10 protein-coding genes and 1 tRNA gene are annotated in these 15,856 nt (G+C 33.5%); 3 read left to right on the top strand and 8 right to left on the bottom strand.

Annotation, left to right across the window (positions count from 1 at the left end; genetic code table 11):
* Positions 1 to 853 precede the first annotated feature (853 nt).
* Positions 854 to 1,267, bottom strand: a complete 414-nt coding sequence (locus tag F6K18_RS14020; protein WP_287521646.1) for a hypothetical protein — start codon at positions 1,265 to 1,267, stop codon at positions 854 to 856.
* Between the two features lie 521 nt (positions 1,268 to 1,788).
* On the opposite strand from F6K18_RS14020, the gene argS reads away from it, so the two are divergent.
* Both argS and F6K18_RS14010 read left to right on the top strand, forming a co-directional pair.
* On the top strand, positions 1,789 to 3,546 hold the full coding sequence (gene argS, locus F6K18_RS14015; protein WP_287521856.1) for an arginine--tRNA ligase: 1,758 nt from the start codon (positions 1,789 to 1,791) through the stop codon (positions 3,544 to 3,546).
* Positions 3,547 to 4,708: 1,162 nt separating this feature from the next.
* The gene (locus F6K18_RS14010) at positions 4,709 to 5,191 is read left to right on the top strand and encodes a PleD family two-component system response regulator (RefSeq protein ID WP_287521645.1); all 483 of its coding nucleotides are present in this window, start codon (positions 4,709 to 4,711) and stop codon (positions 5,189 to 5,191) included.
* Between the two features lie 517 nt (positions 5,192 to 5,708).
* On the opposite strand, the gene F6K18_RS14005 is transcribed toward F6K18_RS14010, so the two are convergent.
* The 3 genes from F6K18_RS14005 to F6K18_RS13995 form a co-directional block, all read right to left on the bottom strand.
* Positions 5,709 to 5,873, bottom strand: coding sequence for a hypothetical protein (locus F6K18_RS14005; protein ID WP_287521643.1), 165 nt, complete (start codon positions 5,871 to 5,873; stop codon positions 5,709 to 5,711).
* 465 nt (positions 5,874 to 6,338) lie between these two features.
* Positions 6,339 to 7,244: a glutaminase gene (locus F6K18_RS14000; protein ID WP_287521641.1), complete on the bottom strand. Its 906-nt coding sequence runs from the start codon at positions 7,242 to 7,244 to the stop codon at positions 6,339 to 6,341.
* Between the two features lie 355 nt (positions 7,245 to 7,599).
* The gene (locus tag F6K18_RS13995) at positions 7,600 to 7,749 is read right to left on the bottom strand and encodes a hypothetical protein (protein ID WP_287521639.1); all 150 of its coding nucleotides are present in this window, start codon (positions 7,747 to 7,749) and stop codon (positions 7,600 to 7,602) included.
* 321 nt (positions 7,750 to 8,070) lie between these two features.
* Here F6K18_RS13995 and F6K18_RS13990 point away from each other — a divergent pair, with 321 nt between their 5' ends.
* Positions 8,071 to 8,751 (top strand): SDR family oxidoreductase, encoded by a 681-nt coding sequence (locus F6K18_RS13990; RefSeq protein ID WP_287521637.1) that lies wholly within the window; start codon positions 8,071 to 8,073, stop codon positions 8,749 to 8,751.
* A 172-nt stretch (positions 8,752 to 8,923) separates the two neighbouring features.
* Here the strand turns inward: F6K18_RS13990 and F6K18_RS13985 are convergent.
* The 4 genes from F6K18_RS13985 to F6K18_RS13970 all read right to left on the bottom strand — a co-directional run bounded on the left by F6K18_RS13985 (position 8,924) and on the right by F6K18_RS13970 (position 15,158).
* Positions 8,924 to 9,005, bottom strand: a tRNA-Leu gene (locus tag F6K18_RS13985).
* A 493-nt stretch (positions 9,006 to 9,498) separates the two neighbouring features.
* Positions 9,499 to 9,669, bottom strand: coding sequence for a hypothetical protein (locus tag F6K18_RS13980; protein WP_287521635.1), 171 nt, complete (start codon positions 9,667 to 9,669; stop codon positions 9,499 to 9,501).
* Between the two features lie 53 nt (positions 9,670 to 9,722).
* Positions 9,723 to 13,313, bottom strand: a complete 3,591-nt coding sequence (amt, locus tag F6K18_RS13975) for an ammonium transporter (protein ID WP_353735076.1) — start codon at positions 13,311 to 13,313, stop codon at positions 9,723 to 9,725.
* A 1,047-nt stretch (positions 13,314 to 14,360) separates the two neighbouring features.
* Entirely contained in the window at positions 14,361 to 15,158 is a 798-nt protein-coding gene (locus tag F6K18_RS13970) for a peptidoglycan-binding protein (protein WP_287521634.1), read from the bottom strand.
* Positions 15,159 to 15,856: the final 698 nt, after the last annotated feature.

Raw genomic sequence — 15,856 nt, 5'->3', positions numbered from 1 at the left:
ATAGGTAGATTATTTTTTTTTATTGCTCTGATGTGAATATCGTTTCTATCAACTATTTTTTTGTTGGTTAAGAGTTTTGAATAATCCTTCTGGAAATTATTGATCGAGGTCGTAGAAAAAACTTATGCTTAAGTCTTGACTCAGAAATATTTATCAAAAATTATTCTTCTTTATTTCTCTTTATTTATTTATTTATTTCTTTCTTTCTTTTGAGATTTTTGATTGAATTTGATTTTGGATTTGAGAATTGCTGGAATGATTAATATTAGGTTTTTTTAGTCAAAGTCTAAACTAATTTTTGGCAATATCATTCGATAATGTGCAACCTCATTTCCCTAATTACTACTCCCTACTCCCTAAAACCAAAGAATTTTGTAAATCACGCTTCTTGGAAATTGCGATAATAATAAATAGTAATATGAAATATGACAAAATTTTTAACTACTCCCTCAGAGAAAATTATACTCAATCCAGTTTTTCGTATGCTAGTTATGAAGCTAAGGAACAGAGTATGTATAGGAAAATATATAAATTTTTTTCTTTGATCAAATGGATAGGGAATTATCTGTCATAAAATGATGTATTAAGAAAATACATTGTTGGCTCTAAATCAATTTTCACGATTAACTAAGCGTTTAATTAAATTATGATGCAGTTTTTTCTGTGGATAATTTTGTTGATTTAGAACCACTGTTTTAACAACATTACTTGTTGCTTATTCTTAGACCATTTCTCCATAAAGCAACACTTAATTTTTCAAATATAAATACAGTGCGTTTCTGTAGAAGAGGTTTCAAGTGTACTTACAAAAAAGAAAAATAAATGGTATGAAGTATGAAGATGGATAGAAAAATCAATCTAGATTTTTATCAATAGGAAAAATTTTACACATCATATACTGTGGTAAAAATTCTTGGGTTTGATCAAGACAGTCTCCAAATGTTTCCTCTTCGTGATTCTGAGAATTAGTATCTTCTTGCTCTTTCAATGGATTGACACAAATAGCAAGTTTGCCTACTCCTCCCATTAAAGAAATTACTCGATTTTTGATACTGTCAATATCTTGAATTAGTCGATCTGCATCTAATATAGAAGGAGCGATAACAAAAAAAGTTTTGACTCCAAGGGAGTCGGGAGCAAAGCCAAAACTACATTCACCTAATAAGGATTGAGTGGAAAGACTTAAAGATTCATAGAAATGATTAATGAGTGCTTGATAAAAAGATTCGCTTAGGGAATGATCGTCAAAAGTCGGCTTAGATAACATAATTAATGTCCTCAAGTATTATTACCTACCATCTTAACATTTCTTAAAATGGTACGCTTATAATTTTTTTATATTCATTATTAAAATTACAAAACTATAAGATAATTATTGCTAATCTAAATATCTCAAGTCAAATTGGAGATTCTACATCCAGAATCCATATAGATTTAATAACTACACTTATGCTACATCTGAAATACTAGCTGCCAAGAAAAATTAATTGGATTAGATAAGTCTCTGTGCCAAATTAATTTAACATTTAATCGAGGTATAAAATACTAAATCTGGGAACAGAAAATATATCTGAATACTAAATCTATTTATTATCCCCTAATTACCTAAATTTCAATTTTTTTGAAAATCACCCTAGTCTGGCATATTTTGTATGAGTAGTAAATCTACAAATGATTTTACCTACCTACTTAAATATTCAGAATGAGTCTATCAGATATCAGTACTTTTTTCCACAGCAGAAAGTTATTATCTATAAAAGTTTAAAATCTTCAACATTAAACATAATGATTAACTCTACTCTTGAACAACTCAAAAGTAAATTCGACAAAGCTATAGTTGCTGCTTTTGGTCAAGATTTAGCCAATACAGATCCAATGGTCGTTCCAGCTAGTAATCCCAAATTTGGAGATTATCAATGTAACGTAGCAATGTCTTTAGCTAAGAAATTAAAGGATAAACCAAGGGCGATCGCTACTAAAATTATCGAAAAGCTTGATATTACCGATATATGTAAGCCTCCAGAAATTGCTGGACCAGGATTTATCAATATTACCCTCAAACCAGAATATATAGAAGTTAATTTACAACAGATTATCAAAAATGAACGACTTAATATTCCCCCGACAAAAAATCCACAGCGAGTTGTCATTGATTTTTCTAGTCCCAATATTGCGAAAGAAATGCACGTTGGACATTTACGTTCAACAATTATTGGAGATTCTTTGGCAAGGGTTCTAGAATTTCAGGGACATGATGTACTTAGGTTAAATCATGTGGGAGACTGGGGTACTCAGTTTGGAATGTTAATTACTTATTTACGAGAAGCTTTTCCAGAAGCTTTAAAAACTGCTGATGTTTTAGATATAGGAGATTTAGTTGCTTTTTATCGGAAGGCAAAAAAAAGGTTTGATGAGGATGAAATTTTTAAGGAAAAATCGAGGGAAGAAGTAGTAAATTTGCAAGCGGGTGCAGAGGATAGTCGTTATGCTTGGCAACTTTTATGTAATCAATCTCGCCGGGAATTTCAAGTTATTTATGACTTACTTGATATTGAGTTAAATGAGCGGGGAGAATCTTTTTATAATTCTATGTTGCCTGGGGTTGTGGAAGAATTAAATAAGTTAAGTTTATTGGAGGAAAATAATGGTGCTCAATGTGTATTTTTGGAGGGATTTACTAATAAGGAAGGCGAGCGTTTACCATTAATTGTACAAAAATCTGATGGTGGTTATAATTATGCAACTACTGATTTAGCTGCTTTATGTCATCGGATTGAAAAAGAGGGTGCAAAGCGATTAATTTACGTTACGGATGCTGGTCAAGCTAATCATTTTGCTCAAGTTTGGCAAGTGGCAAAACGTGCTGGTTGGATTCCAGAAAATGTGGAAGTTGTTCATGTTTCTTTTGGTTTGGTATTAGGAGAAGATGGGAAGAAGTTAAAGACTCGTTCTGGGGAAACTGTCAGGTTAAAAGAGTTATTAGATGAGGCTATAAATCGGGCGCGGAATGATTTAAAAAAGAGGCTGGAAGAGGAGAATCGTTCGGAGAGTGATGAGTTTATTGAAAATATAGCTAAAGTTGTTGGTTTAAGTGCGGTTAAGTATGCAGATTTGAGTCAAAATCGGAATAGTAATTATGTTTTTAGTTTCGATAAAATGTTGGCTTTGAATGGAAATACTGCTCCTTATTTATTATATGCTTATGTGCGGGTTCAAGGAATTGCTCGGAAGGGAGAAATTGAGTTTGAAAAGTTGAGACAGAATGGCAAAATTATCTTGAAATATGAGCAAGAACTAGTGCTAGGAAAACATCTATTGTTGTTGAATGAAGTGTTAAATATGGTAGCTGTTGAACTGTTGCCTAATCGTCTTTGTGAATATTTATATGAATTGAGTGGAAAGTTTAATCAATTTTTTGAGAATTGCCCAGTGTTAACTTCAGAAGAACCTTTGCGTACTTCTAGATTATTGTTGTGTTACTTGACAGCCAGAACTCTAAAGTTGGGATTATCTTTGCTGGGAATTTCTGTTTTAGAAAGAATGTAATTTATCGGTATTCAGCTATCATTATTTCTGTTTTAGAAAGAATGTAATTTATCGGTATTTAGCTATCATTTATTAACTCTTAACTGATGATAGCTTTTGGCGAAATTAAGTTTAAATCAGTATTCAGAGACTGAATGATAATTGAAAGTCTGGATAAAAATACATCAAACTATAACAGGGAACAGGGAAAACCGAATCTGAGAACAGTGGGAAAAACATTGCCTAGTTTAAGATTCATCAGTCTATGTCTTAACCGCTCTGGCTATTGCTATAAATAATACCTATAGGACTACCTCTATATTTTTTCACCAAGAATTATATTGACTAATGTGCCAAATTCGTCTTTCATTTTTATGGCTGACTTCTAATATAGCGCTGTGCGCAGGCAACAGCTCATCTGGCAACAGCTCATCTGGCAACAGCTCATCTGGGGGAATAAAAAACCGATAATATCAGGCTTTTAGCTATTGGACAGTTACTGTAATTTGTAAATATGCCAGCGCACATTGCTATAACTGAATGCTGAATGCTTACTGTACTTCACAAACTTCGGTAAGATCTGATTTATTAACTGAGGTATTTGCGCAGCATAGCGCTGTGCGCAGGCAACAGCTCATCTGGCAACAGCTCATCTGGGGGAATAAAAAACCGATAATATCAGGCTTTTAGCTATTGGACAGTTACTGTAATTTGTAAATATGCCAGCGCACATTGCTATAACTGAATGCTGAATGCTTACTGTACTTCACAAACTTCGGTAAGACCTGATTTATTAACTGAGCTGTTTGCGCAGCATTCCGCAGGAAAACTCTTATGCTATCTAGGTCTCATAAATTTCTACTTTACTGGCCTACAATCAGAAATTCAGCTTCTTAATATTTACTTTATAAATCAGTTCTAAAACTTCTGATTTTCTATCTAAAAGGTGTATTATAATTACAGGTAGATACGATTGTATGCTCTACCAAAAAATCATGAAACTAGGTTAATAATATTAATCTTCTCTTAGTTAAAAGTTTCATTATTAACTGAATCGATTAATTTAACATTCTGCAATTGGGAAAACAGTCAGGAGTGCAAGTATTAAATAACCCTATTCATGGGTGCTAAATCTACACCTCAATTAAGTTTGGTAACTATACATTAGCTTCACTATATAATCATGGTAAAAAAAACAGTCTTAATCGTAGATGACTGCGAAATTGTCAGAAAACTCGGTTCACACTTTCTTACTAAGATGGGATTAAATATTATACTGGCAAGTGATGGTTTAGAAGCACTAGAAAAAATCAAACTAGAACATCCTGATTTAGTGCTTTTAGACATTATTATGCCAAAAATGAATGGCTATTCAGTTTGTCGTCAAATTAAATCAGAACCTAAAATTATGAATATACCTGTAGTTTTTTTATCTAGTAAAAACAAAGAAGTTGATGTATATTGGGCAATGAAACAAGGGGATAATGGCTATATAAGCAAACCTATAAAAAAATCTGAGTTAATGGCAATAATGGCAAGGTTTAATATCATTGCCAATGTGAATCCTAAATATAGTGACCAGTTTCTTTATAAACAGGGTTGTATCAGAATTTTATCCCCAGAAATAGAATCTAACTCTAATTGTTATGAATTTTGTACCACTTAATTTGCCAATAAGTTGCTCGAAAAATTGAAAGTTAATCAATTAAGCAAAGATTTATTCAGGATTTAGATTGAAAATATTAACAGTGAATTAAATCCTTGAGGGCATAAGAAACAAAGTAAGATAATTGGAGAGTTTTTATTGTTGAAAAATTATTTGATTACAGGGAGCGTCTCAAGATGAATATTCAAACTCTAAATTAATTGATATACAGCAATTAGCACTTTAAGTATAAGCTTTTTCGCTTTTCTAGACCGGGCTTGTTGGAGTGAGTTGGTTGATATACAGCAATCTTATTTGAGTTGTGAGATATTGTAGACTTTAGGGAATGAGAAACACCGAAGCAATAAAATTATTTTTTTTCTTTTGGGTTTAATACCCTGCCTTCTACACAGTGTTTATAATAGAGTTGTTGGGAATTAAGCTAAAAAAATGGCTAAAACCCTTATTAGTCAAAGTTTATAGCGTTTTTCAGTCCTAAGATACTGAAAACCTTATAGAATAAGCCTTTGAGCATTGTTCAATTTTTATTTCCCAACAACTCTAATTGCTTGGAGTTTGAGTCCCCATCTACTTTTTCCTTTTTCCTTCTTGCTTCTTGCCTCTTCAACAAGAATGATTTACAGCGCTTTTCATATTGATGAACCACATCGTCATAATCACGCGCTCTGTAGAGATGTTCCATGGAACGTCTCTACTGTGGTCTACCGTGCAGGAAAACCGCTGTAGGATTGCTATATATAGTCTTTTTCAGTTCAATGAGAGACAAAACTTAGAGTTTTAGGTAATAAAAATTTACTCCTCTACCTGCATGATATATTTCGATGAAACTTACTGTCAAAAAATGTACTGATATTTTAGTCGAAAAAAGCTTATAGAATAAAGCTTTAAGATTGAATATAATTTGGTCTTTTATCTATATATTGAAATTAGATAAAAGCAAAATTATACTAGATTAATAAGGTACTCGGTCATAAATAGATTCATTTTTTTATTTACGAAAAACTAATTAACCTGAATTCAGGATAAATTAAAAGCCTGATTCTATAGTTGCTAATTCTACCGATTCGCTCAACATTATTATATAGTTTCAGATTATTCCAGGTTAAATAACTGCTCTTAATCCGAACTGACATTAATTACACTTTTATTAGTAAAAGACACTTAAATGTAAATTTTGAGAAATTAGCTCTAAGAGAAATAAACCTACTACAGAATTTCCTTGTTTATCTAGAGGAGGACTATAGCAAACAATTATTCCTGTACTAGGAACTACTCCCAAAACAATTCCACTTACACCAGACTTAATTGGAATTCCTATTTTTACAGCATAACAACTTGATGCTTCATACAAACCACAGGTAGTCATTAGCGCTTTAACTGCACAACAGTGTTTTTTCCACTTAGAGTAAGGATATTTTACTAACAACATTCCTAGATTAGCAAAATCAAAAATTGTGCCAGATAAACAACAAATTTGATTATAAGTATCTAGAGCAATTTTCGAGTTTTGAATATAACCCGCTTCTACCAATTTTTCAGCTATAGCTTGATTATTATGATTAGGTAAAGACCTAACAGAAGTTAATATATTTGTATCTAAAAATAATTGACATTTTCCATACTTGTTAAGCCAAGAACAAAAATTTTCACAGCGCTCTTGAGCAGTATTTCCTGGTAGTAACGATGATAAAGCGATCGCTCCACTATTAATCATTGGATTTCTTGGCCATCCCCCATCAATTTCCAGTTGTTCTAAAGAATTGAAATGCTTTTCTGAAGGTTCTATTCCCACTCTTTTAAATACAAAATCACTACCAAACTCACATAATAAATACAAGAGTAAAAAAGGTTTAATTGTACTCATTAGAGGCAATTTTATTTCTACATTACCTAATGAGATAATCGGATTTTCAATACTTTGTAAAACTATGGCAAAATTATTAGGGTTAGCTTCAGCAAGTGAAGGAATATAAGTAGGTAAAGTACCTAATTTTGTTTGAGTTAATGCTGTTTCTATCCAGGCTGATAATTGTTGTTCGTCAATGGCTAACATTATAAAATTATTATCTAGTTTTATTATTGTTATTTTTTTATTTTGGGTGCATCTCAATATTTGTAAAAATACTTTTTTCTTATCTATTCCCTGTTGCCTGTTGCCTTTCGGAGCTGTTGCCTAAAAGCGATAATTTTTTGGCTTTATTCAAAATTGAGATGCACCCTTTATTTTGGGTTGAATTACCGAATAATTAAGGTTTAAAGCCTCTCCTTTAAAGAAAAAAAAAAGAACAAAAATTCCTTTTATTCAATCCTCTCCTTGAAAATAAGAGGTAATTTTTAATTGTTAATTATCATTTTCTTTGTGGGTTTAATACCCCACCGTCAACGGGGGTGTTCAAAATTACTTGGGGTTAGAATCCCCATGTAATTTTCCTCCTGTCTCCTGTCTCCTGTCTCCTGTCTCCTTCTTCAATAATTGTTGAACCGCAGTCTACACCGTGTTTGCAATTGGTTGGGGTTTGTAGACAGGAAGTGGCGTGTCGAAGACTATCCCTATACATTTTTTCCTTCTTGCTTCTTACTTCTTCCTTCTTACCGAATAATTAATAATTAATAATTGAATAATTCTGGTTTAAAGCCGACCCTTTTAAGGGTAAAAAAGCGGTCGATATTCGGAGCTTCCCGAAGGGTGGGATGGATGGGTTTCCTAAGCATATCCAATCGCCCAAAATAAGAAATAATATTTCCTTATGTTCAATTCCGTAACGGTTTTAACCAGAGGTAATTATCAATTATCCATTATCAATTAATGAATTCTTCCTTCTTCAATTAGAACAGAATTTAATTATAATAAGAGCTAAGTAAAAAAATATATATACCCGATGAAAAAGGTCATTGTTATTACAGGAGTTAGTCGTGGTTTAGGTAGAGCTATGACCGATGAATTTATTAGATTAGGTCATACTATTATTGGTTGTGCTCGTTCTGCATCTGCTGTTGAAAAATTAACTACTAAATATGGTAATCCACATCAGTTTACTTCTGTGAATGTAGCAGATGAAAATTATGTGCGAGAGTGGGTAACTAAAACATTAAGTCATTATTCACCGCCAGATTTATTAATAAATAATGCCGCTATAATTAATCAACCAGGGTCTGTTTGGGAAGTTGATAGTGAGGAATTTTCCCAATTAATTGATATTAATATTAAGGGTGTGGCAAATGTGATGCGTCATTTTCTCCCCGCTATGATTTCTAGAAAGAGTGGAATAATTGTTAATTTTAGTTCTGGGTGGGGACGTTCTACTTCTCCACAAATGGGACCTTATTGTGCTTCAAAATGGGCAATTGAAGGTTTGACCCGTAGTTTAGCCCAAGAATTACCGTCAGGAATGGCCGCTATTCCTCTCAACCCTGGAGTTATTCATACTGAGATGTTAGATATTTGTTTTGGGGAGGCAGCAAACTCCTGTACTCCTGTGCAGTCTTGGGTAAAGAAAGCTGTTCCTTTTTTGTTGAAGCTCAAACCTAGTGATAATGGAGCATCTTTAACAGTATCTTAAGTCTGATATTTCTAGAAAGTGACGTAGAGTTATTTCTGTACCTGAATTTTCTATAATTAATTAGCAGGTTCGTTTTTCTCAACTTAGATTAAACATGAGGAAATCCAAGTTTTTTTTCAGACTTTTCAGCCTTCTTCCTTCTTACTTCTTCCTTCTTACTTCTTAAATTCAATGCGGATGAAGGGACTTGAACCCCCACTTCCGAAGAAACTAGAACCTAAATCTAGCGCGTCTACCAATTCCGCCACATCCGCATAATTTTAATATAACACACAAATCAGAAATTTTTACAATGACTGACAATTTTTTATTATAGAACCCAAATGGGTTCTTTTCTTGAAATACAAAGGCTGACAGAAAGCCGTTTTCACCCAGCCTAACAACTATAAGGGTTGCTGGAAACTGAAAAATTATGAACTTAGGACTATAAAAGCCTGTCGCAACTTATTACTCTATTAACTTGTTCTCTGTCAATAGCCATAAAAACTTTAAGCATTTCTGCTTGTCTAAAATTTATCGTTTTGAGATTATTCACCAATGCCAAAAATGTAAATATTCTGGATGATATTAACGTAAATACTTGCTTGTAGCTTGATTCAATCCAGAATCTTTTACTTTTAAACACAATATTGGCACAATACTTTATGTACAAACTATGATACCAAATGCCTGAAATAACGCAAGTGCGTGAAATATTTTGTAATAATTTGGGGAAAATCGGAACTTGTTTGATTAAAATAAATAATTTTAATTACTAAGGTGATAAGTTAAATCTATAGTTTTCCCTTCTTGTCTAATTTTGAGGGGTGAAACTACTTTTGGATGATTGGCGATCGCCTGACTGACAAAAAAGAGAAAATTTAAAGATACACTTAGGGGTTCTATAAAGGAGGGAACAGGGAACAGTGGAAAAAGCATTTCTGGCGTCTCAGGTTCATTATCAATCTCTGTCCTAAGCAACTCTTTCCTTGCTATAACTTTTTTTTCTCCCGCAAAATATAAGCCTTCATGTAACCTTTGCCCTTAATATTAATAAGTCCCCGTTCCTTAAATAAAAATTTGTGCTGTAAAATCTGATAAGTTTCTTGTGTTACTTGAATCAAACCTGGTATACCGTGAGACTCCATACGACTAGCAATATTTACAGTATCACCCCATAAATCGTATATAAATTTTTTACGTCCAATGACACCAGCGACGACTGGGCCAGTATTTATACCAATACGAATATTAAAGTTTTGTTCCTGTTCATCAGCAAAATGGGCTACTTCCTCTAACATATCTATAGCCATTAGAGCGATCGCCTCAGCATGATTTTCCATTGGGTCTGGCAACCCACCCACGACCATATAAGCATCTCCAATAGTTTTAATTTTCTCCAAACCATATTTTTCTGCGAGTAAATCAAACCTAGAAAAAATCTCATTCAACCAATAAACTAATCTTTGAGGAGTAGCACGACCTGCTAATTCAGTAAACCCCACTAAATCTGCAAATAAAACTGTAACTTCTGCGAATCCTTCTGCAATTGTACTATCACCTTCTTTCAATCTATCAGCAATAGGTTTCGGCAGAATATTTAACAACAATTTTTCTGACTTTTCCTGTTCTAGGAGCAAAGCTGCTTCTGCTTTTTTACGCTCAGTTATATCACGACAAAGAGCCAATATTAATTTACCATTCCCTGCTTTTAATAAACCCAAACGTATCTCTACTGGAAAAGTTGTACGATTTTTGCGACGATGAATTCCCTCTATAGTCATTGGTGTACCAGGAATTAAATTTTGCCACTTTTCAGACATCTTTTCTGATAAAAAATTTACCTCAATATCTTCTATATATAAATTCAATAATTCTTCACGTTTATATCCCAAACTTTTACAGGTACTTTGATTAACATCAACAATTTTGCCATTCATTTCATAGATAATAAAAGCATCTGCAGCTTGTTCCATTACAGATCTAAATCTTTCCTCACTTTCCCGCAATGCTGCCTCTGCTAGTTTCCTTTCAGTAATATCTCTTAAGGCCGCTACTCTATTTTTATTACCACGATAAAAAAATATTTTAGCCTCTATTTCTAAAGGAAAAGTAGACTCATCCTTTCTTACTCCAACTACTTCATAAGGTTTTTCATATCCAGAAGCAATTTTTTCTAATACGAAATCCTGATATTCTGGGGTTATTAAATCAAAGGTATTCATTCCAATCATTTCTGATAATTCATATCTAAACATTTGGGCAGCAGCGATATTTATTTCTACAATTTTTCCTTGTTCCTGAATCATAATCCCTTCAAAGGTAGCTCTAGATAAACTCCGAAATCTTTGCTCATTTTCCTTGAGCTTTATTTCTGATTCCTTTCTATCTGTAATATCTCTAAAAGTTCCTGTGTAGAAAGTTTTTTGATTAAATTTTGCTTCTCTGAGTGCAATTTCCATGGGAAATAGGGAACCATCTGCACGGATACCAACTAATTCGTAAAGGTTCCCACTGTCAGCAATTTTAGATATCAGTTGTTCTATATAATAATGTTGTTTATCGCTTTTTTTTTGTAGCTCCGACTCTGTTTGAATATCTACTAAATTTTCCTCTAGTAAATGCAAAAAGCTAGGGAAAAAAGATTGCCAATTTTCCGGTTGAATATCTTGCAAATCAAACACATAACAATAATTTTTAATTTCTAAACTTTGATAAAATATCAAATCTGGATTAATCCATAGTTTTAATGTTTCTACAGTTAATTCTTCTACTTCAGTTAATAAATGTTTGGTATCCATTTTTTCCATAGTCAATGGATTAATAGTAAAGTCAAATATTTGATAAATAGACCTCCCTATTAAGTCTTGATTTTCATAGCCAAAAATTGCCGAGGCACTAGGATTTATACTAATAATCTCAAGCTCTGGGTTAGTAAAAGTAATAATTGCATCTGTTGCTACTTTGATAATGGCATCATTTCTCGCAGTAACTTCCTCCAAAATATCCATTACCTGATTGTAACGATTTGCAATTTGACCTACTTCTGTAAAAGGTTCTACAGGCACTCGCAAACTTAAATCTTGTGTACGAGCTTGAGAATCCATTACTCTAAATAAATCTAATATTTCTGTTTTAGCCCGATGCTCCGAAACATTTAAACCGATATGTTCATCTGCTTGTGAAACTCGGAATGAATGAAGTTTATTTGTAATGAATAAAATTGGATATACCAAACAAAATCCTAATAGAAAAGCTGAAAAAATTCCTAATAACTGAACAGTCAATTGTTGGCTAAAACCAAGACCAGTATCTAAAACCTCCGCCTTCCCAAAAAAAGCTACTGCTAATGTTCCCCAAATACCTCCACCAAGGTGAACTGGAATAGCTCCAACAGCATCATCGACTCGAATTTTTTCTAAAGCTTGCTCTACCAACATAGTGACTATGGCAGCAATAACACCAATGAAAATGGCAGAAAAAGCTGTAACAGCATGACAAGCTGCTGTAATGCCAACTAAACCAGAAAGAGTACCATTAATCAGTCCCTCAACACTGGGTATTGTCCTGATATACCAAGTTATACCAAGAGTAGTTAACATTCCTCCTACACTCGCAAGAACTGTATTAACAATAACCCCTGCTACTTGTTCGTTGAATTCCAGGGTACTACCACCATTAAACCCAAACCAACCAAACCAAATCAGCATTGCTCCCAAAACTGATAGGGGTAAATTAGAACCATGAATTTTTTCTGGTGGACGACCAGGAGGAAATCTACCTGTTCGAGGACCAATGATTAATATAGTCGCGAGAGACACCCACCCACCAATACTATGGACAACACTCGAACCTGCGAAGTCCACAAAACCATTACGTCCAAGCCAACCTGTTAATATACCAGTGTCAACTCCATTCCAAACCCAATGACCAAATATGGGATAGACCAGACCTGAAACTAGGAAGGCGACAAATAGATAGGAGGCAAACTTCATGCGTTCAGCTACTGCACCAGAAACGATAGTCGTAGCTGTGCCACAAAACATTGCTTGAAATAAAAAGAAGGCTGCGTCAAAAGGTTGTAGATTGGTTGCCAGGAAAAATTTACTATGGCCAATTATTCCAGAAGATGAAGACCCAAACATGAAGGCAAATCCAAAACTCCAAAAGCAGGCAACTGAAATACCAAAATCAGTGAAGTTTTTAATAGCAACATTAATACTATTTTTTGACCTGGTGAGTCCTGACTCTAAACACATAAATCCAGGTTGCATGATAAATACTAACCCAGAGCAAAGTAATATCCACAAGATGTCAATTATTTCATAGGTAGGTTGAGATGGGGAAGTTGATATATTTTTCAGTCTGGATTGATTTTTTCTAGGAATAACAGTTTGAGTATTATGGAAATTTTGGGGTTCTATAAACTGTAATTCTGGGGATTGATAAAAGTAAGAATTTTCTAAGTCTAAATTAGAAATTTGCTGTATTGTACCTTTTTTTATCTGATTTGATAATTGATGATTTTGTATATATTTATCTGTTAGTGACCCATGTAAAATAGTTAATGTCAGGGTCAGCAAGAATAAAATAATCCCTAAAATGGATTTTCCATGCATGACTTCGGGTTTTAGAGCTGATTTATCAAGTAAATATTAAGAGGCTGAATTCCTTGCAATACAAAGGTTTTTGGAGTTATAGCCCAATCATACCTAAATCCCTGAGAGTTAGATGAAATAAGGGTTTTAGCTAAGTTTAAAAATCAGCTCTTACAGAGTAGCGGGACTTTGATATTGTTGACGGTGAAAATGGCTTCAAATTCAACATTAGCAAGGAAAATACATCAACAGGTTAAAAATGGCTCTTTGCGTAGCATTCCGCAGGAAAACTTAGATATATCAATAAATAGGCTATTTTGACGTTAAAGAATTACACAGTAAGGATTCAAGGCTATTTTTAATTGATTTTTTGCTAAAGTCCCAGTAGCTAAAGCGATCGCCGACATATTTGGCTAGCATGACCTAGGAAAAAGCGGAGCTGCTCTACACTCTTCGGGTCTCCTCGCCATATCCAATCGACCAAGAGAACAGAAAAAAATCATTTTATTCAATTCTATAGTTTTCATGTTAAGGTAATTGTTAATTGTGAATTATTAATTGTTTACCACTAATTTAGAACAGAAAAAGTAAGTACTTGTGCCAAATGAATTTAATATTTGTAAGTAGGGAACAGAAAATAAAATACAGTACTTTTCAAGTAAGTAATGTCTAACGGTAGAATAATAATATTCATTTATTAAAATCATAATTGGATAATCTGTACATCATAAACCTGCAATATATTGTATTTTTGATGTAAAATTCAGTTATTAGCTACTAATTATTTCTATACTCAAGTCCTCTCTAGGCACATACCTTAATTTTTTAAAATATTGCTTTAGTAAATACGATTTGGTATTAGTTGTAAATATAAAAATCATTTTACCTACCTACTTAATAAATTCATACATAAAACAAAGCAATCAGCAATTTTTAGTTTTTCGCTGATTGCTTTATATAAAGTGGGCATATTTTTGATAAAATTATGGTTAGATAAGCAGTCTATTGCAAGACAGTAAAAGTTTGAGTATTTTACTTCTCGCTGAAAGCTTCCCAAGTCTTTCGATCCACTATACCACTAACCTTAATTCCTTTATATTTTTGAAATTCTTTAACTGCCCCTGCGGTTTTTCTTCCAAAAAAACCATCAATTGGACCCGGGTTAAAACCCATTGTTTCTAGACGAATTTGTAAGGTTTTAACTTTAGACCCCTTGTCTCCTTTTGCTAATATCTTTTCTATTTGGATGGGTGGGTTTTGCCTTGAGATTGATGGTTTTTCTCTTTGAGTGGGTTGACGAGAGGCAAATGAGGGTTTACCCAGAGATGTCCAAGTAGCTTGATTAACTATACCTGTTACACTTAAACCCACAGACTTTTGAAAAGCTTTTACTGCTTCTTTAGTGCGAGTACCAAACACACTATCTACAGCTCCAGGGTCGAAACCTCTAGCTTGCAAACGTCTTTGTACTGCCCAGACTTCTGCACCTCGAGAACCCTGTGATATATTCTTTTGATTATTCTGTTTTTGAGGTGCACCTGAATAGAATGGTTTAGAGAATAATTCAGGTTGAGCAGGTTTACCTAAAAATCTGATATTTCCACCAATAAAGGGTATCCGAAAGTTGTGATTTTTCTGTCTTTGCCACAGTTTATTTTTGTTAGTATTTTTTTCACCAGAAGTGGAAGTCTCTAAATTAGAGTTGCTAGTTAAATCTTCTTCTTTTTCTGTTACTAAAGATTCTGTTTTCTTGGAAGCAACAGCTTTGCCTTGAGTAAAAGTAAACAGAGCTACTAAACTTAATAGAGCAGTAATAGTAGGGATACGCATAATAATATTATTGTGATGATTACTTAGTTTTGGTTTGAAAATCCTGGTCTCTCTCCAATAACTTTGCTGATGTTTGCGGTTCTAGTTTTAGCTGAAATTGAGCGGGAATAAAAATTTAATCATAACTCTATAATTAGGGTTTGCTGAATAAAGTCTTTTTGGTGGGGTAGGAGACAGGAGACAGGAGACAGGAGAGAGGAGAAATGGGAATTTAGAAGAAGTAGGAGCTAAGTTTTGTCCCTTGATTTTTCGGCCCAACTATGCGCCTAAAATACTAACTTTTTGAGCGTTTTAGACGTGATACCAGGTACTTTTTAAAGACCCCAAAAAGGCACTTGTCTTTAATATGTCAATCCTTTTAGATTTAATCAGCAAGCCCTAAATAATATTAACATCTTTTATACTAATATCCAAAATTATTATTTCTTATTTGTATATAACAATTCCCATAAGGAGTGAGGTACAAAATTCGTTTGTGTTAGGGAGTAGGGAGTAGTAATTCGAGAAAAAGGGGACGGAAAAAAAGAAAAACAACTGTATCTCACTAATTTGAGAAACGCTATAGCAATTCCCAAGAAGCGCGAGGTACGCGCATTCGTTGTTTTTAGGGAACACCGGATCTGGGAACAGAGAACAGGAAACAGAAGACAAATTAAAGATAGGTGCACCTCATTAGGCTGAGAAACGCTATATTTTTT

The organism is Okeania sp. SIO2C2, assembly GCF_010692625.1.
In the GTDB taxonomy this organism is placed as follows: domain Bacteria; phylum Cyanobacteriota; class Cyanobacteriia; order Cyanobacteriales; family Microcoleaceae; genus Okeania; species Okeania hirsuta.
Note: the sequence above shows the minus strand (reverse complement) of the source record. Positions and strands in the feature narration are given on the sequence as shown.